Here is a 17,323-nt window from a genome sequence, read left to right on the forward strand (position 1 = left end):
GGCTCGGCCGCCAGGCAAATCAACTGTCGTTCAGACGTTCGCGCAGTTCCTTGCCGGTCTTGAAGAACGGCACGAACTTCTCGTCAACCTGCACGGATTCACCCGTTCGCGGGTTGCGCCCCACCCGCGCCGGACGGCGCTTGACGGAGAAGGCGCCGAAACCACGCAGTTCCACACGTTCGCCCTTGGCAAGCGCGCCCGTGATCTCGTCGAAGATGGTCGACACGATGCGTTCGACATCACGCTGATGAAGGTGGGGATTTTCTTCCGCGAGTTTCGCGATGAGCTCGGATTTTATCATTGAACCAACACCGCTTGTCGCGGTCTTCCCTGCCGTGATTGCCAACAATGCCAAAGCTTGCCCGCCACGGTCAAGCGCCGCCACGGATTCAGCGCGGGGCGAAATGTTCCACCGTCCGCTGGCCGGTATCGCTTCCATCCATCAATGCAGCACTCCGGATCGGTCCGCCGACGATGCCAACGCACAGCGGAACGCCCTAACGCTGTTGTGAAGGGCGGTGAAGAAGGGTGTTTTGCGCCGGGGAGTTCCGGCACCCAAACTCCGCCACAGGAACCGGGATCAATCCGGCTCCGGAGTCATTCGGGAGAGATCGATCATGCTGAAGAAAACCCTCACTGTCGCCGCAATGGCCACCGTCGCGATGGCCGCCGCCGTTCCGGCATCCTATGCCGGTGCACACAAGTCGGCATGCGGCGCGGCGAAGGCCTGCAGCCCTTGTGCCGGCAAGTGCAACCCCTGCGCGGCCAGGTGCAATCCCTGCGCCGCGAAGTGCAACCCGTGTGCTGCCAAGAACCCCTGCAGTGCCGCCAAGGCCTGCAATCCCTGCGCAGCGAAGAAGAACTGATCTTTCGCAGACAGCTGTCTGCTGCCGGAATGCCGCGCCTCCCGACGGGGGCGCGGTTTTTCCTTTTCCGGCCACAGGCCGTCGGCGGGTGCGGGCAGGTGCGATTCCATCACCTGATGGAATGATCTAGTCTGCGCGCCATGAGCGAGCATCCAACAGCCAGCGTCCCCCCGCCAATCCGGCGCAGCCTTTCGGCGCGACTGCTGATCCTTACCATTGTCTTCGTCATGCTGGCGGAAGTGATGATCTTCCTGCCGTCCGTCGCCCGCTACCGTGTCAGCTATCTGCAACAGCGCCTGGATGAGGCGAATCTGGCTGCCCTTTCCCTGCTGGCAGCACCCGACCAGATGGTGTCCGAGGAACTGAAGGCCACCCTGCTCTCCAGTGTCGGCGCATCGGGTGTGGTGCTGAAGTTCAGCGACCGCAGGATGCTGCTGATGTCCGATGACATGCCGCCGGACGTCGATGCGACAGTCGATCTGCGCGATGCGGATGCGGTTACACTGGTCATGGACGCGCTTGCTTCCCTGCTGCATACGGACCCCAGAATGCTGCGCGTGATCGGCAACGCCCGCAGCCAGTCGGATGCGACGGTCGAACTGCTGATGCACGAGGACCAGCTGCAGGCGGCCCTGCGCGCCTATGGCTGGAACATCCTGACACTCAGCATGGTGATCTCCATCATCAGCGCGAGCATGCTGTTCCTGACACTGCGCTGGCTGATGGTGCGTCCGCTGCACCGGCTGGCCGAGAACATGGTCGCCTTCCGGACCGATCCGGAATCGCCCGACCTGCCCCCCCTGCCACGGAACCGGACCGACGAGATCGGCATAGCGGCGGCCGAACTGGCCGCAATGGAGGAGGACCTGCGCCGCGCACTGGCTCAGAAGAGCCACCTGGCCGCGCTCGGCACCGCCGTCAGCAAGATCAGTCACGACCTGCGCAACATCCTTTCCACCGCACAACTGGTCTCCGAGTTCCTGGCCAGCAGCGACGACCCCATCGTCAAGAAGATGGCGCCGCGCCTGCTGAAGACCCTGGACCGGGCCATCACCCTGTGCGACCGGTCACTGCGCAGCGGCAGCGCGGACGAACCGCCTCCGTCGCCGACACGCTTCGACCTCGCCGTGCTGGTGGAGGAATGCCGGGGCGTCGTCGAACCGCGGGACGAGGAAGACACGCTGTGGCGCAATGATGTCCCGGACGGGTTCAGCATTCACGCGGACCGGGAGCAGATGTTCCGCGTGCTGATGAATCTGGGCCGCAACGCGGCTCAGGCCGTTGGCGAGGATGGCCTGGTACGCGTCACTGCGGAACGCCTGCAGGGGAATGTCCGCATCCGTGTCTGCGACAATGGCGGCGGCCTGCCGCAACAGGCGAAGGAGAACCTGTTCCGGCCCTTCGTCGGCTCGGTCCGTGCCGGCGGGACCGGGCTGGGACTGGCGATCGCGCGCGATCTCGTTACCGCACATGGCGGTGAGATCGAACTGGAACGAACCGGCCCTGACGGTACCGTGTTCAGCATCACGCTTCCCGACGCCTGATCCACGCGGGCTTTACGATTCCTTCAGCATGTCGGGCGATAAGAACGCATGCATCGTAGCGTCGCCATAACACTGTTCCTCTTGCTTGCCGCCTGCGGCAAGGATCCGTTCGGCCTGCGCGATACCCCGCGCACGGCAACGGAGGTGGCCTATGCGCGGGAAGTCTGCGATGCCGCGGGCCGCCAGTCCCGTGCCTGCATCGATGCGCGCCACCAGATGGACCTGCAATGCTACCGTACGCTCGGCACGGTCGATTGCTACCGGACCAGCAATCCCTTCGGCAATGCCACAAGTGATCGTGCAGTGCTGGCTCCCATCGACAGGAGAACCGCCCCGCAACCGCTCGCAGGATCAGAGGCGGATGAGCAGGAGTCGGATGAGCAGGAGGCCGAGGACACTGCGACCGAAGAGGTCGCGAAGAGCGAACCGGAGCCGGACGCGCAGGCCGAGGCCACCCCCACAGAATAGCCTGCGCCGGAACATGGGAGGCCTGCTGCGCGACAATGGCACTCGGGTGCGGCCCAACGTATGATTGACCAACTGATTCCTTCAGAGGGCGCATCGCGTGGGCACGACAATCATCATCGCACAGCAGAAGGGTGGCGCAGGCAAGACGACGCTCGCTGTTCATCTTGCCGTGGTCCTGGCCCAGCGGGGCAATGCCGTGGCGATCATGGATATCGACCCGCAGCAGAGCCTTTCCGCCTGGCATGCGGCACGGGTCAGGAATCTCGGCAACGACGGCGGGATCGCGCTGCGCCAGGTCTCCGGCTGGCGATCGGGCGCGGAAGTCCAGCGGCTCGGTCGCGACTTCGACTTTGTCCTGATCGACAGCCCGCCACACGGCGAAACCGATTCGAAAGTCGCCATGCGCGCCGCCGACAAGGTGCTGATGCCGATCCAGCCAAGTCCCATGGACTATTGGGCCGCCCGTCAGACCATCGACATGGCCCGGCGCGAGACCAAGGATTTCACGCTTGTGCTCAATCGCCTGCCGTCACGCGGACGCCTGGCTGACCAGATCCGGGAGATGATCGCACGCGATGGACTGACAGTGGCGCACCAGAGCCTTGGCAACCGCCAGGCCTTCGCCGCCAGTCTGCTGGAAGGGCTTGGCGTCACGGAGGCACAGCCAAGAGGGCTGGCAGCACAGGAAATCACGGCACTGGCCGGGGAAATGCTGCCGGGCTGAAGCAGCCGCATGCAACAGGGGGAGGACCACAATGATCGATGCCGCACATGGCAGCGGGCCGAGGCCGCTGGATGGCATTCGCGTGATCGACTTCACAGCCTTCGTCGCCGGCCCCTACGCCACGCGACTGATGGCCGACATGGGGGCGGAGGTCATCAAGATCGAACCCGCCGACGGCGACACGATGCGCAATGCCGCCCCCGTCGTGAACGGGCAGAGCGGGTTCTTCACCCAGCTGAACCTGGGCAAGAAGAGCGTGGTCCTGGACCTGAAACAGGAAGAAGGCCTGGCCATCGCCCGCGACCTGATCGCCAGTGCCGATGTCTTTGTCGAGAACTTCAGGCCCGGCGTCATGACCCGCCTCGGACTGGGCTACCCGGAGCTGCAGCAGCGCAATCCGGGCCTGATCTACTGTTCGATCTCGGGCTATGGACAGACCGGCCCGGATACCGCGCGGCCTGCCTTCGCGCCGATCATCAATGCGGCCAGCGGTTTCACCATGGGCGAATTCCGGTATCAGCGCGGGCGGGAGAAGCCGGAGAGGTCACGGAACCTTTCGGCGGACGCGCTGGGCGCCACCCACGCCCTGATTGCCATTCTGGCAGCGCTGCGCCAGCGATCCATCACCGGCAAGGGCGACCATCTGGACGTCGAACTGCTGGCCGGGCTGATGAACATGATGCCGTTCGAGTTGCAGGAGGCTCAGTTCCCGGACCCGGAACTGAAGGTGCCGGTCTTCGACCCTGTTGCCTGTGCCGATGGCTATATCGTTGTCGCGCCGGTCACGGCGAAGAACTTCGAGGCCATGGCCCGTGCCTGTGAACGGCTGGACTGGATGCAGGACCCCCGATTCGCCACACCTCTGGCCCGGATGCAGAACTGGCCGAAGCTGATCGCCGAAGTCGAGGCCTGGGCGGCGCCACTGACCGCAGCCGAGGCCGCGCAACGGATCGACGCCGCCGGATGCCCCTGCAACAAGTACCTCACGCCCGCTGAAGCTCTTGAAAATCCGCAACTTGCCGCACGCCGGTCCGTTGTGGAGATCGAGGATGCGATGGGCCGGCACAAGGTGGTCAACACGCCGTTCCGGTTCACCAATGCGACAGTTGGCATTTCGGGTCTTGCGCCCCATCTCGGTGCTGATACGGATAGCGTGCTCTCCGAGGTGCTTGCGTTTGACGATACGCAACTGAGAGATCTGCATGCGCGCAAGATCACCAGGTCCGACAAGAACTGAACCGGACACTCACTTTCCCAAATACATTTTGGAACAGGCTTCATCTCATGGACATCATCCGCATCATTCTGTCGGTCATCCTGCCGCCGCTGGGGGTATTCCTGCAGGTCGGCATCGGACTGCATTTCTGGCTCAACATCCTGCTGACACTCTGTGGCTACATCCCCGGCATCGTGCATGCGATCTGGATCATTGCCCGGCGCTGAGCGGGATATCCACGGGATGAGTGCGAGAGACCGCGACAGGGATTTCGAGCGACTGGATCGACTGGCAACCCTGCTCGACAACAGCATCCGAATACCCGGCACCCGGATTCACATCGGGCTGGATGGCCTGATCGGCCTCGTGCCCGGGATCGGCGACAGCCTGATGCTGCTTGCCAGCCTCTATGTGGTGCTGCGCGCCAGGATGCTCGGCGCGCCGATGTCGATCATCCTGCAGATGCTGGTCAATGTGGCACTGGATTTCGTGGTCGGGTCGGTGCCGGTTCTCGGTGACATCTTCGACATCGCCTTCAAGGCCAACATCCGAAATATCGACCTGCTGCGGAACTGGCTGAGCCGCTGAGTCCCGCGGCCCTTCAGACCAGAAGACCCGGCCGCCGGTCCAGCGGTCCTGTCCGGGGCTCCGACTTCTGCCGCAGGACATAGTCCAGACGCGCCAGCGCGTTCCGGCGCAGTTCCGCTTCGCCAGCCGATGCCGGACCAACGATGCAGATTTCCGTGCCTGTTGCGACATCAATGGCGCAGGCACGGACACTGCCGTTCATCTCCACATATTCCAGCAGAACCTCGCGGGCATCGTGAGAACGCACCGGTCCAACCTTCCCGTCACTGAATGACCCTGGCGGATAGTGCCACACCCCTCCTTAACCGATCGTCAATGCGTTTCGTCACCCATATTGCGGTGGGGACGACTTCCGGTCATCCTGACCGGCCCGACTGACCAACGAACCGAGCATCCCTTGCACGCACGCAGACCCAAGCACCGGAACAAGTCCTGATGCCCGCGGACCAGTCCCAGGTCGAGGACACGGCCCATCCGTCCATCGAGCAGCGTCTGGCGATGAACCTGAAGCCGGAGGCCCTGAAATCGGAGCTGTTGAGGCGTGCCCATGCTGACTGGTACCGGCTCAGGACCGGTCCCGGCGTCCCGGACTATCGCAGTTTCGATATCTGCGATTTCAGCTACATGGTCGGCTCACTGAACATGATGGAGGTCGAACGCAATCCCTGGCGCTTCCGTTACCGTGTCCACTCGACACTGGCTGCGCGCAATTGCGGCAAGGATCTCACAGGCCTGTACCTGGATGACTATCCGTCGGAAATGCACCGGAAGAACATCGAGAAATTCTGCATTCATGCGGCGCAACGCAATGAGCCCACGATCGACATTGCCGAGAACATCCTGCTGTTCCGTCGCCTGATGCACTACGAGACCGTCGGCATGCCCTTCGGCAACCCGGCAGGCGAGATCACGCACCTCGCCCTGGCCCTCCACTCCAGGCCCATCGTCGCCCACTGACCGGAACGTCCGTCCGGCGCGGGGACCAGGGACCGGCCGAGCGCGTCACGCCTTTGCGGCGACAGCCTCCACCTCGACCTTCAGGTCCGGATGGATCAGGGCATCGACGACGACCAGGGTCGATGCCGGCATCGCATCGCCCATGACCGCATCCCGCCCCGCCCGGAACCTCGGCACATCCGCCGCATCCGTCAGGTAGCTGTTCAGACGGACGATGTCTTCTGCACCCATTCCGGCCTCCGCCAGCACCGCCAGCACATTCTGGAAGGCCCGGCGCGTCTGCGCCTCGATACCCTCCTCGATGCGGCCGTCAGGACTCCAGCCGACCTGGCCGGAGACATAGACCCAGCGGGCATTCGGTGCGACTTCGATGCCGTGGCTGTAGCGACTGCCCGGCTTGGCAATGGTGTCGGGGACAATGGACTTGTTGGGCATGCTTGGATCTCCCTGTGTGCTGACCTGTCACTCCCGCAGGCCATGATAGGCGTAGAACTTGTCGATGCGTGGGAAATCGGGCCATTCCTCCACCACCTCTCCGGCACGGGCGAGCTTGTCGAACGGCCCCTCCGCCTCCAGCACCTTCGGATGATAAAGCAGGCCCAGCGCCGCCATGTCATAGCCTGTCGGCCAGGGGTCGCCCCGCAGCACGCTGGCACCCCGGCGCGGGCGCTGCTGCAGGCCCAGCGCCTCCACCAGTCCGGAGAACACCAGCGCCCGGATCGACTGCAGCACCCGTTCGTCACCGACGCAGCCATCCTTCAGGCTGACGCACTGGCTGTCATGCCCCTCCGCCACCCGTGCGATGTCGATGGTCACGGCAGCGCCGCTGGTCAATCCGTCGGCGATCCGCCGGGTCGTGCGTCGCTCGGGGCCCTTGCCATCAAACTCGAAGTCAAAGGTGATCGCGGCCTCGGCGCGGTTCTCTGTCCGGAAGAAATCCAGCCCCGTGACCGCGGCGAAGTACTTCAGCGAACGGTCGACCTCCATCACCACCGGATAGGTCGCGACCTCTCCCCCGTCTGTCTCCACCCGTTCCGGCAACCACAGCACCACGGGCCCGGTGAAGGGCACGGCCTCCACCAGATCGCCGGCCGGTCCCGTCAGCACGGTCGCCTCGAAGAAGCTCATCAGCCGCTCGTCATTGGGAAAGCGGGTACGCCGGTTCCAGTCGTAGAGCGTCATGATGATGGAAAGGATGATCACGACGATCAGCCCCACCATGAAGCGCTGGCGGCGCGGCCAGTATTTCGGATTGAGTCCCATGTGTCCCCCGGATGTGGCGGCAGCGACAATCGCAAGACCACCGCTTGACGGCAAGCCATTCAAAGCGATAGAAGACGCCACCTGAGCTTGGTCACGCCCCGTTCGTCTAGTGGCCCAGGACGCTGGCCTCTCACGCCGGAAACAGGGGTTCGATTCCCCTACGGGGTACCAATCTGCCGCCCGCGACTTCCAGTCGCCGGATCAGGACGACATTTCTCCCAGTACGATCAACGACTTCAGCGCCCCGTGCGCAGGACGTGTGCGTGTTCTGCATCATAGAGCGCCGAGTCGCGGAAGCTGCTGGCGCCCAGGGCTGGACCCACCAGGATCAGGGCGGTGCGGGTGATCTTGGCGTCGCGGGCCTTCTGGCGGATGGTGCTGAGGGTGCCGTGGATGAACTGCTCGTCCGGCCAGCCGACGCGATAGGCGATGATCGTCGGGCAATCCGCGCCATATAGCGGGATCAGGCGGTTCTCGATCTCCCGGATGTTGCGGACCGACAGATGGATGGCCAGGGTCGCGCCGGTCCTGCCGATGGTCTCCAGGTCCTCCCCCGGCGGCATGGCGGAGGCCTTCATGCTGGTGCGTGTCAGCACCACTGTCTGCGCCACCTCCGGCACCGTCAGTTCCATCTTCAGCGCGGCGGCGGCGGCGGCGAAGGCCGGAACCCCCGGCACCACGTCATAGGGAATGCCCAGCGCATCGAGACGGCGCATCTGCTCGGCGGTCGCGCCATAGAGCGAGGGGTCGCCCGAATGCACCCGGGCGACGTCCTGCCCCTTCTCGTGCGCTGCCGCGATCTCCGCGATGATCTGATCCAGATGCAGCGGTGCGGTATCGACCACTCGCGCGCCCTCCGGTGCGGCGGCGACAATCGCCTCCGGCACCAGTGACCCGGCATAGAGGCAGACAGGACATTCCTGAATCAGCCGCAGCCCGCGGACCGTGATGAGTTCGGGATCACCGGGACCGGCACCAATGAAATGAACCGTCATGTGCTCTGCCCCTCCAGCGGGCGTTTGGCGGCATAGCCGCGTGGGGTGAAGACCCTTGTGCGGCCCTGCGCGGTGCGGGTCCGGGTGCTGCTGGCGCCCACCAGCACCAGGGTCAGCATGTCGACATCATCGACCCGCAGGTCAGCCAGCGTGGTGACTCGCACCTGTTCCTCCACCCGGCCGAGATTGCTGGCCAGCACCACCGGCGTGTCGGCGGGGCGGTGCTGCAGCAGGATGGCGCGGGCGTCCGCAAGCTGGGTGCGCCGACGGCGGGAGACCGGATTGTAGAAGGCAATGACGAAGTCCCCCTCCGCCGCCGCGCGCACCCGGCCCTCGATGGCGCTCCAGGGCGTCAGCAGGTCCGAGAGCGAGATGGTGCAGAAATCATGTCCCAGCGGCGCGCCGATCCGTGCCGCCGCGGCCTGCAGGGCGGAAATGCCAGGTGCGACCGTCACCGGCACCCGCGACGCCGCATCGGAGACCTGACCATCGGCCACCAGTTCCTCCACCAGCGCCGCCATGGCGTAGATCCCCGCGTCACCGGAGGAGATCAGGGCAACCCTGCGCCCCTTCCCCGCCTGTTCCAGCGCATAGGCACAGCGCTCCGTCTCCTGCCCCAGCGGGAAGGTCGTGCGTTTGGCGGCAGACACCAGTCCGGCCACCAGATCGAGGTAGAGATCATAGCCCACAACCTCATCCGCCGCCGCGATCAGACGTCCGGCCTCCGGTGTGCGCCAGTCACTCATCCCCGGGCCGATGCCGATGACATGCAGGTGCCCCAGCGCCCGGCCAGCGGAAACCGGGTCGATGAAATCATCGGTCCGCGCGATGGCAACGGTGGCGTTGGCGCTCTTGCGCTTCGGCACGATCAGGCTGGCCGTTTCGCCGGCCATTGCCAGCGCCGCGGCCTCTGCCACGCCATGGCACCCGACCTCCTGAAACACGACGTCCGACGGGTTGGCGAGGCGCGGCGTCTCCCGCTCCAGCGTCGTGGCATCGAACAGCCGGACTGGCAGGCCGAGTCGCTCCGCCACCTCCAGAATGGCGCGTTCATCCGCCTTCAGATCCAGTGTCGCGATGCAGGCCAGGGCGCCCGGTGCCAGATCCGCCTCCTGCAGGGTTTCCGCCAGCAGGGTTTCAAGCTCGTCGGTCGGGCAATTGCGCGCCGCGCCGATACCCAGCACGAATCGCTGCGGGTGATAGACCAGCATGGTCGCGCCCCCCTCCGCCGCGCGCTCCGTCGCCATCAGCACGACATCCTCGCCCTCCGGCGGTCGGGGTACGGGATCGAAGGGCCATTCGCCGATGATGTGCGCGCCACCACCGGCGATCAGCCGCGCCATGACCCCCTTCGCATCCTCGGGGTTGGCGAGGGACCAGCCCGACGGCGGCGCATCCAGCGCCAGCCCCAGACGTGTTTCGCCCGCCGTCGTGATTGCCGCTTCACCGCCTGTTGCCGCACCGACATCCTGCGCCAACGCGTTGGCCCCGTGATGGCCACCAAGCAGCGGCACCACATGGTGCCCGTCGGCGGAGACCGCGATCACCGGCGGTTCCTGACGCTTGTCCGACAGGCAGGCCGCGACGCCCCGGATCAGGATGCCCGCCGCGCAGATCCCGATGATGGGAACCCCCGCCCGGAACAGGCTGTCGAGGCGTTCCATGACACTGGTGAAGGTACTGTCCGCCCCGGCACGCCCGGCCGGGCCATGGACCTCTCCCCCGGTCGCCGCCGCGATGCGCCGCGCCAGCGGCAGCGCAGCCGGATCAAGAATGACAATGGCCGGTTTCATGCCGCGTCCCCTGCAGGAATGATGATGGTCGCGAAATAGGGCAGGACATCCTGATCCGCCGTGAAGGGTCGGATCGTCTGCCGGTCGGTGGAGACTTCCTCCACCACCAAGGCCCGGTCGAGCAGTCCCAGGTCCGACAGCACCCGCCCGATGCGCCCGGCATGACGCCCGGCCTTGATGATTGCCACGGAATCGAGGGCCGAGAGCCGGTGCCGCAGTTCCGCGTCGGGAAGGGTTCCGGGCACGATGCCGAAGCTCTCGCTGCGCCGCGCCAGCGGCTGCCGGAGCTCTGCCGCACAGGCGACGAAGGACGGCAGGCCCGGCACCACCTCGACCGGAAAGTCCGCCTGCAACCGCGCCATCAGGTAGATGAAGGAGCCATAGAGCAAAGGGTCGCCTTCACACAGGAACGCGATGTTCCGACCGGCACTCAGGCGGGCCGCGATCTGCGCCGCAGCGCCGTCATAGGCCGCCTGCCCGGCCTGCGGGTCCGCGCGCATGGGCATGTCGATGGCCAGCAGCTCGGACGCGGCACGGATCGCCGCCTGCGCGGTCGCCCGTGCGCGGGAGGCGCGCCCGTCGGCGCCAATGAAGGCGACGACATCGGCGGCGGCAATGATCCGCCAGGCCCGGAAGGTCATCAGTTCCGGATCGCCCGGACCGACACCGACACCGTAAAGGGTTCCGCTCATGCCCGGATCACCGCCCACTGCATCACGGGCATGGCAGGACGCCAGCCATGCATCTCGCCCACCGGCCCGGCACGCTCCACCAGCAGGCGCACGAGGTCGCCGCCTCGTTCCTGCCAGAGCGCCGTCAGTACGGCCTGCCCCTCCACCGTCACCGCGTTCGCCACCAGCCGTCCGCCAGGCGAAAGCGCCTGCCAGGCGGCGTCGAGCACGGCGCGGTCGGATACCCCGCCGCCGACAAAGACCGCGTCGGGCGCATCCAGATCCGACAGGCCATCGGGCGCAGGGTCGGCACGCAGGTCCAGCCCAGGCACCCCCAGTGTCACCGCGTTGCGGGCGGCCATGGCCCGGCGTTCAGCATGTGGCTCCAGCCCGGTGGCCCGCATCCATGCGGCAGACCGCAGCCATTCGATGGCGACCGAGCCACAGCCAGCACCAATGTCCCAGAGATGCTGACCCGGTTGCGGGGCAAGCCGCGCCAGCGTCACCGCCCTGACTTCCCGCTTCGTCATCTTGCCGTCATGCTCGAAGGCATCGTCGGGCAGGCCCGCCGTGCGGGACAGCGGCACCCTGCCCGGCGCCAGCCGGCAGTCGATGGCCAGTACGTTGAGGGCGGGCAGGCTGCCTGCATCGGGCAGGGATTGCGCAGTCATCTCATGTCGGGACTCATCCGGACCACCCAGATGGCCAAGCACTGTCATCCGGCTTTCGCCATAGCCGTTCCCCCGCAGGACACCGGCGGCGTCATGGATCGTCTGCGCATCGCTGGTCAGACACAGCAGGCGCGCGCCGGGGGCCAGATGCAGTGCCAGCGCGGCGACCGGGCGGCCATGCATGCTGATGCAGGCGGTATCCTGAAGCGGCCAGCCCATGCGGGCGGCGGCAAGGCTGTACGACGACGGCACGGGCAGGAAAGTCACCTCCGATGCCGGAAAATGCTGCATCAGCCGGGCACCGACACCGAACCAGAGCGGATCACCGCTGGCCATGACGACGGTGGGGCGGCCCCTGTGCCCGATCAGTTCCGCCACTCCGGCCCGGAATGGCCGTGGCCAGGCCCGCGTTTCGCGGCCCTCAGCCAGGGGCCCCAGCAATTCCAGATGCCGCGCGCCGCCGAAGACGGTTTCAGCATCGTTGATCAGCGACCGGGCGGCGGCGGAAAGGCCATCCACGCCGTCCTCGCCAATGCCGATGACGTGGAGCCAGACACTCATCGCCCGGCCTCTACGGCCAGCGCATTGACCGCGGCGGCGGCAATGGCGCTGCCCCCTTGTCGGCCAAGCAAGGTCATGTAAGGAACACCGCGCGGGTTCGCGGCCAGTTCCGCCTTCGATTCGGCGGCACCGACAAATCCGACCGGAAAACCGAGGATCAGCGCGGGCTTCGGCCAGCCGACGTCCAGCAGTTCCAGCAGGTGAAACAGCGCCGTTGGCGCATTGCCGATGACGACGATGGCACCGTCGAGATGGGGGCGCCACAGTTCCACCGCAGCGGCGGAACGGGTGTTGCCGATCTCCCGGGCGCGACCTGGAACCGTCGGGTCGTTGAGGGTGGTGACGATGGGCGATGCAGACGGCAGGAGTCGCTGAATGATCCCCATTTCCACCATCCGCGCATCGCAGAGGATCGGCGCACCGCCGCGCAGTGCGGCAAGCCCGGCCGCGACCGCATCATCGGAACAGACGATATGCGGGGCGATGCCGACCATGCCGCAGGCGTGGATCAGACGGGTCGCGATCGGATGCATGGCAGGGGCGAGGTGGCTCAGGTCGCTTTCGGCAGCGACAGTCGCAAAGGACTGACGGTAGATCGCATCCGGGTCACGCTCGTAATCGAGCGGCGTCACCTCATCCCCCGGATTTCATGCTGCGCGGTCCGTGCGGATGATCGGCGTGCGGGTAGGGGTGATGATGATGTCCATGATCATGCCCATGCCCGTGACTATGGTCGTGGTCATGCGAATGGTCATGGTCATGGTCATGGCCGTGAGCGTGATCAATATCGTGCGCCTGACCATGGGCCGTATCCGCTTCCCCGGATCCGATCCCCTCCACGTGATGGTGGTGGCTCTCCTGCGCCAGTCCGACCTCGGCCTCGAAACCCAGCACCTGCGCGCGGTACTTGCACATGCCGCAGTTCATCAGGTTCCGGCCGTCCACGATCTCGTGCACCCGGTCCACGAAGGTGTCGATCACCCGCTCATGGTCGTTCAGGTACCCGGCCTTCACGAAGCAGATGTCCGGATGCTTCGCGGCCACTTCGTCGGTGTAGCTGTAGATCCGCTCCACCAGGATTCCGGTGAAGAGGAAATAGGGAAAGACGATGATGCGGCGATAGCCGAGGCGGGCTGCATGCTCCAGCGCGGGTGCGACCAGCGGGAAGGTGACTCCGGAATAGGCTGTCTCGCACCAGCCGAAGCCCATCCCCTCCCACAGCATCCGCGCGACCTTGGAGACATTGCTGTTGGCATCGGGGTCGGAGGAACCGCGCCCGACGACGACCAGCATGGTCTCATGCATCGGCAGTTCACCATGTTCCGCATTGGCTGCTGCCACGGCCTGCGACACCCGCTCGCCCGCGGCCTGCAGCATCTTCAGATCGACCGCCAGTTCACGGCCATAGTCGATCTGGCAGTCGTTCTGCGCGGCGTAGGTGTTCAGGACAGACGGAATGTCGTTCTTCGCGTGCCCGGCAGCGAAGAGCATGCCCGGCACGGCCAGGATACGTTTCACGCCCTGCGCCAGCAGATTGTCGAGACCGTCGCGAATGATCGGGCGGGCAAATTCCAGATAGCCGTAGTCCACCGGCAGGCCGGGAAAGCGGTCACGCAGCCGGGCCGACACCTGCGCGAACTCGGCAACGGCACGTTCATCACGACTGCCATGGCCACAGACCATGATGCCGGTTCCTTCGGGCAGGCGCGCAGCGTCATCGATGGACATCAGGCAGCTTCCTCAGCCGTCTGTTCGCCGCCTTCGGCCTCGGATTCGGCCTCCTGACCGTCGCGTTCGCCCCGCTTGCGCAGCTTTGCGGCAATGGCCGCGACCGCTGCGGCACCGACCACGGCGGCAACGCCGACCCAATGGCTGTGACCGGCCAGTTCGCCGACATGACCGACATGGGCCATTGCGCCGAAGGGCATGAAAAGGACGGAAATGGGTCCAAGGACAAGGCGCATCGGACTGCTCCTCCTTCGTTGCATTGCGACCGGATGGCAACGACGGGGGACATGCACCCAAGGGGTGCAATCCCTGACACTCCACCGGACAGTTCGGGCCTGGTCCCCGGTTTGGGTCGACCGCCACCGAAATCGTTTCAGCCCCTTCGCGGATTCGACTCCGGGGCGCTATCCATGGCCAGAACCTACGGCTCCGCGTGCTGCACTGCAATGCGAAAGGCGACATCCGATGTTTCAATCCTGCCCCGCGACAGACGCGTTTCGCATTGACCGGACGCGGTGCGCGTGGTGAACAGCGCCATGGCTCAAGCTGCTGAAACACGTGCCCACGGGGGCGATCTGGACCGGGCGGCGGCACGCTACGGCGGATCCCGCGCGCAATGGATCGACCTCTCGACCGGCATCAATCCCCATGCGTGGCCGCTGCAGCAGGCGTTGCAATCGATGCCCGGGTCAGTCTGGCAGACCCTGCCCGACCACCAGGCGCAGGACCGGCTGCTGGATGCAGCGCGTCGGGTCTATGGCCTGCATCCGTCGAACGGCATCGTCGCGGCACCCGGCACACAGGCGCTGATTCAACTGATGCCGCGGCTGGCCAGCGGCGATCGGGTTGCAGTGCGGCACCCCAGCTACAACGAGCATCGCGGCGTCTTTGCCGATGCAGGCTGGCAGGTCACGACAGCGCCCGACGTTGGGACCGTGGTCTGCGTGAACCCGAACAATCCGGACGGTCACCGGACCGCCAGCAGTGACCTGATTGACCTGGCAGTGCGCGTCGGCACCCTGATCGTGGACGAAGCCTTCATGGACATGACGGAGGACGACAGTCTCTGTCGCCTTCCCCTGCCCGCGAATGTCGTGGTGCTGCGGTCCTTCGGCAAGTTCTTCGGTCTGGCGGGACTGCGTCTTGGCTTCGCGGTTGGTGCGCCTGAAACAATGGAACGGATCAGCCGCCTGCTGGGACCATGGGCGGTGGCGGGGCCCACCCTGCACCTGGGGGCTGCTGCGCTGAACGATCACCGCTGGATCGCCGAGATGAAACAGACCCTGTCGCGCGAGACGTTGCGGCTGCGGGAAATGCTTGCCTCGGCGGGGCTGGACAGACTTTCCGGCACCGACCTGTTCCAGACAGCCGAAGCGCCTGACGCCGCTGCCCTGCATGAGACCCTCGCCCGGGCGCGGATCTGGACCCGGATATTCGATGACTGGCCGGACCATATCCGTTTCGGCCTTCCGGCTTCCGACGCCGCATTCGGGCGACTGGAACAGGCCCTGTCACAGGGGGTGACATGATGGAATCGGAAGGGCTGCTGTTCCTGCTGGCCGGGGCGATGGTGCTCGACGCGCTGTTCGGGGAACCGGACTGGCTCTGGAAGCGGATGCCGCATCCTGTCGTGATCGCCGGCCGCACAATCGGCTGGCTGGACCGGCGCATGAACCTGATGGACGACAGCCAGGCGGAGCGGCGGCGGGCAGGCATCCTGGCCATGGTCATACTGGTGCTCGGCGCTGGCCTGCTCGGCACGCTGATCGAGAACCTGCCCTTCGGCGGGCTGCTGGCCATGCTCGGGGCCGCGATCCTGCTGGCGCAGCGGAGCCTGACGAACCACGTCATCGACGTCGCCGACGCCATGGAAGCGTCCTTGCCCGAAGCACGCGCCGCGGTCGCGCGTATCGTCGGTCGCGACCCGGAAAGCCTGGACGAGGCCGGTGTGGCGCGCGCCGCAATCGAATCGGCGGCGGAGAACTTCTCCGACGGTGTCGTCGCCCCCGCATTCTGGTTCGCCGTCGCGGGCCTGCCCGGGATCATGGTCTACAAGCTGGTGAACACGGCGGACTCGATGATCGGTCACCGCACCCCCCGGCATCAGGCCTTTGGCTGGGCCGCCGCGCGGCTCGACGACCTGATGAACCTGATCCCGGCTCGCCTGACGGCGCTGCTGTTTCTGGCCGTTGCCATGATGCCGGAGAAGGCCGGGACCGTCTGGCGCGACGCCCCGCGTCACCGCTCCCCCAACGCAGGCTGGCCGGAGGCGGCACTGGCCGCCGCACTGGGTCTCGCGCTCGCCGGCCCGCGCCGATATGGCAGCACGACCGTCGATGACCCATGGATGAACCCGGAAGGACGCAGGACCGCTGGCGCGGGTGACATCCGCCGCGCCGTCGGACATGTCTGGCGCGCCTTCTTCCTCGGCCTCGGGCTGGTGCTTGTCCTCGGCCTGCTGCTCTGAGCAGAATGCCGGTCAATCGGACAAGGGGAGACAGCAATGACCGAAGCGACCGTGCTCTGGGCCATGGATGGCGATGTCGCCACCATCACGCTCAACCGGCCAAAGGCGAAGAACAGCCTGCGCCCGGAGGATCTGGCGGAACTGGTGAACTGTCTGGAGGCCGTGGAGAACGCGGGCGCACGATGCATGATCATGCGCGGGGCGGGCGGCGCATTCAGCGCGGGGCGTGACATTGCGGGAGCCGATCCGGCCAGCGATGACAATGAGGCGCTGCTGCGCGACGTGATCCACCCGGTACTGCTGGCCGTGCGCGCGCTGGACATCCCGACCATCGCCCTGATCGAAGGGCCGTGCCTGGGTGTCGGCTTCGGCCTGGCCTTCGCCTGCGATATCCAGATGGCTGCGGACAATGCCGTGCTGGGCAGTCCGTTCCGCAACATCGGCTGCATCCTCGACTCCGGCGGCCACTACCACATGCAGCAGCGCATAGGCACCCACCGCACCTTCGAACTGATCTACACGGGCCGCCTGATTTCCGGGCAGGAAGCGGCTGACATGGGCCTGATCAACCACGCCTTCGCGCCCGACGCGCTGGAGGAAGAAGTCCTGAAGATGGCCCGCCACATCGCCACCGGACCGACAAAGGCCTTCGCCATCTCCAAGCGCATCCTGCGTGACGATCTCGACCTGGATGCGTCCCTGACCGAGGAAGCGCGCGGACAGGACGAAGCCTGCAAGGCCGCCGACGGGGTCGAAGGCTTCAAGGCATTTCAGGAGAAGCGGCGACCGGTCTTCAAGGGTGCCTGAGCAG

General features: G+C 65.9%; 22 protein-coding genes and 1 tRNA gene. 12 read left to right on the plus strand and 11 right to left on the minus strand.

All coding sequences use genetic code 11. The features are described from left to right. Positions 1 to 19 precede the first annotated feature (19 nt). Positions 20 to 301 carry an integration host factor subunit beta gene (gene ihfB / locus QGV54_RS14350; protein WP_348637694.1) on the minus strand — a complete coding sequence of 94 codons (282 nt, stop codon included), beginning with the start codon at positions 299 to 301 and terminating at the stop codon, positions 20 to 22. A gap of 316 nt (positions 302 to 617) precedes the next feature. On the opposite strand from ihfB, the gene QGV54_RS14355 reads away from it, so the two are divergent. The 7 genes from QGV54_RS14355 to QGV54_RS14385 all read left to right on the plus strand — a co-directional run bounded on the left by QGV54_RS14355 (position 618) and on the right by QGV54_RS14385 (position 5,406). After that, positions 618 to 866 (plus strand): hypothetical protein, encoded by a 249-nt coding sequence (locus QGV54_RS14355; RefSeq protein ID WP_281016158.1) that lies wholly within the window; start codon positions 618 to 620, stop codon positions 864 to 866. A 140-nt stretch (positions 867 to 1,006) separates the two neighbouring features. Continuing rightward, positions 1,007 to 2,410, plus strand: a complete 1,404-nt coding sequence (locus QGV54_RS14360; protein ID WP_281016157.1) for a HAMP domain-containing sensor histidine kinase — start codon at positions 1,007 to 1,009, stop codon at positions 2,408 to 2,410. 48 nt (positions 2,411 to 2,458) lie between these two features. Beyond that, complete coding sequence (locus QGV54_RS14365) at positions 2,459 to 2,878, plus strand: hypothetical protein (protein ID WP_281016156.1); 420 nt, start codon at positions 2,459 to 2,461, stop codon at positions 2,876 to 2,878. A 97-nt stretch (positions 2,879 to 2,975) separates the two neighbouring features. Then, positions 2,976 to 3,602 carry a ParA family partition ATPase gene (parA, locus tag QGV54_RS14370; protein WP_281016155.1) on the plus strand — a complete coding sequence of 209 codons (627 nt, stop codon included), beginning with the start codon at positions 2,976 to 2,978 and terminating at the stop codon, positions 3,600 to 3,602. A 31-nt stretch (positions 3,603 to 3,633) separates the two neighbouring features. After that, positions 3,634 to 4,839 carry a CoA transferase gene (locus tag QGV54_RS14375; RefSeq protein ID WP_281016154.1) on the plus strand — a complete coding sequence of 402 codons (1,206 nt, stop codon included), beginning with the start codon at positions 3,634 to 3,636 and terminating at the stop codon, positions 4,837 to 4,839. Positions 4,840 to 4,886: 47 nt separating this feature from the next. Continuing rightward, the gene (locus QGV54_RS14380; RefSeq protein ID WP_281016153.1) at positions 4,887 to 5,045 is read left to right on the plus strand and encodes a YqaE/Pmp3 family membrane protein; all 159 of its coding nucleotides are present in this window, start codon (positions 4,887 to 4,889) and stop codon (positions 5,043 to 5,045) included. Positions 5,046 to 5,061: 16 nt separating this feature from the next. Next, positions 5,062 to 5,406 carry a DUF4112 domain-containing protein gene (locus QGV54_RS14385; RefSeq protein WP_281016152.1) on the plus strand — a complete coding sequence of 115 codons (345 nt, stop codon included), beginning with the start codon at positions 5,062 to 5,064 and terminating at the stop codon, positions 5,404 to 5,406. Positions 5,407 to 5,419: 13 nt separating this feature from the next. Here QGV54_RS14385 and QGV54_RS14390 read toward each other — a convergent pair whose 3' ends face one another. Next, positions 5,420 to 5,653, minus strand: a complete 234-nt coding sequence (locus QGV54_RS14390; RefSeq protein ID WP_281016151.1) for a hypothetical protein — start codon at positions 5,651 to 5,653, stop codon at positions 5,420 to 5,422. Positions 5,654 to 5,841: 188 nt separating this feature from the next. On the opposite strand from QGV54_RS14390, the gene QGV54_RS14395 reads away from it, so the two are divergent. Then, positions 5,842 to 6,363 (plus strand): hypothetical protein, encoded by a 522-nt coding sequence (locus QGV54_RS14395; protein WP_281016150.1) that lies wholly within the window; start codon positions 5,842 to 5,844, stop codon positions 6,361 to 6,363. A gap of 45 nt (positions 6,364 to 6,408) precedes the next feature. On the opposite strand, the gene QGV54_RS14400 is transcribed toward QGV54_RS14395, so the two are convergent. Continuing rightward, complete coding sequence (locus QGV54_RS14400; protein ID WP_281016149.1) at positions 6,409 to 6,798, minus strand: RidA family protein; 390 nt, start codon at positions 6,796 to 6,798, stop codon at positions 6,409 to 6,411. A gap of 27 nt (positions 6,799 to 6,825) precedes the next feature. Then, positions 6,826 to 7,626 carry a hypothetical protein gene (locus tag QGV54_RS14405; RefSeq protein ID WP_281016148.1) on the minus strand — a complete coding sequence of 267 codons (801 nt, stop codon included), beginning with the start codon at positions 7,624 to 7,626 and terminating at the stop codon, positions 6,826 to 6,828. Positions 7,627 to 7,721: 95 nt separating this feature from the next. On the opposite strand from QGV54_RS14405, the gene QGV54_RS14410 reads away from it, so the two are divergent. Beyond that, positions 7,722 to 7,797, plus strand: a tRNA-Glu gene (locus tag QGV54_RS14410). 65 nt (positions 7,798 to 7,862) lie between these two features. Here QGV54_RS14410 and cobM read toward each other — a convergent pair. Genes cobM through QGV54_RS14445 form a run of 7 tightly spaced genes read right to left on the minus strand, consistent with a single transcriptional unit; the run spans position 7,863 to position 14,281 of the window. Continuing rightward, complete coding sequence (cobM, locus tag QGV54_RS14415) at positions 7,863 to 8,621, minus strand: precorrin-4 C(11)-methyltransferase (RefSeq protein WP_281016147.1); 759 nt, start codon at positions 8,619 to 8,621, stop codon at positions 7,863 to 7,865. Then, the gene (gene cobJ, locus QGV54_RS14420) at positions 8,618 to 10,414 is read right to left on the minus strand and encodes a precorrin-3B C(17)-methyltransferase (protein WP_281016146.1); all 1,797 of its coding nucleotides are present in this window, start codon (positions 10,412 to 10,414) and stop codon (positions 8,618 to 8,620) included. Before cobJ ends, cobM begins: the two co-directional genes overlap by 4 nt. Then, the gene (cobI, locus tag QGV54_RS14425; RefSeq protein WP_281016145.1) at positions 10,411 to 11,106 is read right to left on the minus strand and encodes a precorrin-2 C(20)-methyltransferase; all 696 of its coding nucleotides are present in this window, start codon (positions 11,104 to 11,106) and stop codon (positions 10,411 to 10,413) included. The genes cobJ and cobI overlap by 4 nt, the downstream gene beginning before the upstream one ends. Further along, on the minus strand, positions 11,103 to 12,317 hold the full coding sequence (cbiE, locus tag QGV54_RS14430) for a precorrin-6y C5,15-methyltransferase (decarboxylating) subunit CbiE (protein ID WP_281016144.1): 1,215 nt from the start codon (positions 12,315 to 12,317) through the stop codon (positions 11,103 to 11,105). The genes cobI and cbiE overlap by 4 nt, the downstream gene beginning before the upstream one ends. Next, positions 12,314 to 12,949, minus strand: a complete 636-nt coding sequence (locus QGV54_RS14435; protein WP_281016143.1) for a precorrin-8X methylmutase — start codon at positions 12,947 to 12,949, stop codon at positions 12,314 to 12,316. The genes cbiE and QGV54_RS14435 overlap by 4 nt, the downstream gene beginning before the upstream one ends. Position 12,950: 1 nt before the next feature. Then, positions 12,951 to 14,045 (minus strand): sirohydrochlorin chelatase, encoded by a 1,095-nt coding sequence (locus QGV54_RS14440; RefSeq protein ID WP_281016142.1) that lies wholly within the window; start codon positions 14,043 to 14,045, stop codon positions 12,951 to 12,953. Beyond that, entirely contained in the window at positions 14,045 to 14,281 is a 237-nt protein-coding gene (locus tag QGV54_RS14445) for a DUF6732 family protein (protein WP_281016141.1), read from the minus strand. Before QGV54_RS14445 ends, QGV54_RS14440 begins: the two co-directional genes overlap by 1 nt. Positions 14,282 to 14,581: 300 nt before the next feature. On the opposite strand from QGV54_RS14445, the gene cobD reads away from it, so the two are divergent. The 3 genes from cobD to QGV54_RS14460 are packed head-to-tail and all read left to right on the plus strand — an operon-like array spanning position 14,582 to position 17,319. Further along, positions 14,582 to 15,574 carry a threonine-phosphate decarboxylase CobD gene (cobD, locus tag QGV54_RS14450; RefSeq protein WP_281019968.1) on the plus strand — a complete coding sequence of 331 codons (993 nt, stop codon included), beginning with the start codon at positions 14,582 to 14,584 and terminating at the stop codon, positions 15,572 to 15,574. After that, a complete protein-coding gene (cbiB, locus tag QGV54_RS14455; protein ID WP_281016139.1) occupies positions 15,571 to 16,512 on the plus strand; it encodes an adenosylcobinamide-phosphate synthase CbiB in 942 nt (313 codons plus the stop codon). Before cobD ends, cbiB begins: the two co-directional genes overlap by 4 nt. A 36-nt stretch (positions 16,513 to 16,548) precedes the next feature. Further along, positions 16,549 to 17,319, plus strand: coding sequence for an enoyl-CoA hydratase-related protein (locus QGV54_RS14460; RefSeq protein ID WP_281016138.1), 771 nt, complete (start codon positions 16,549 to 16,551; stop codon positions 17,317 to 17,319). The last annotated feature ends 4 nt before the right edge of the window (positions 17,320 to 17,323 follow it).

Source organism: Minwuia sp. IMCC3060 (assembly GCF_029909435.1).
GTDB lineage: Bacteria > Pseudomonadota > Alphaproteobacteria > Minwuiales > Minwuiaceae > Minwuia.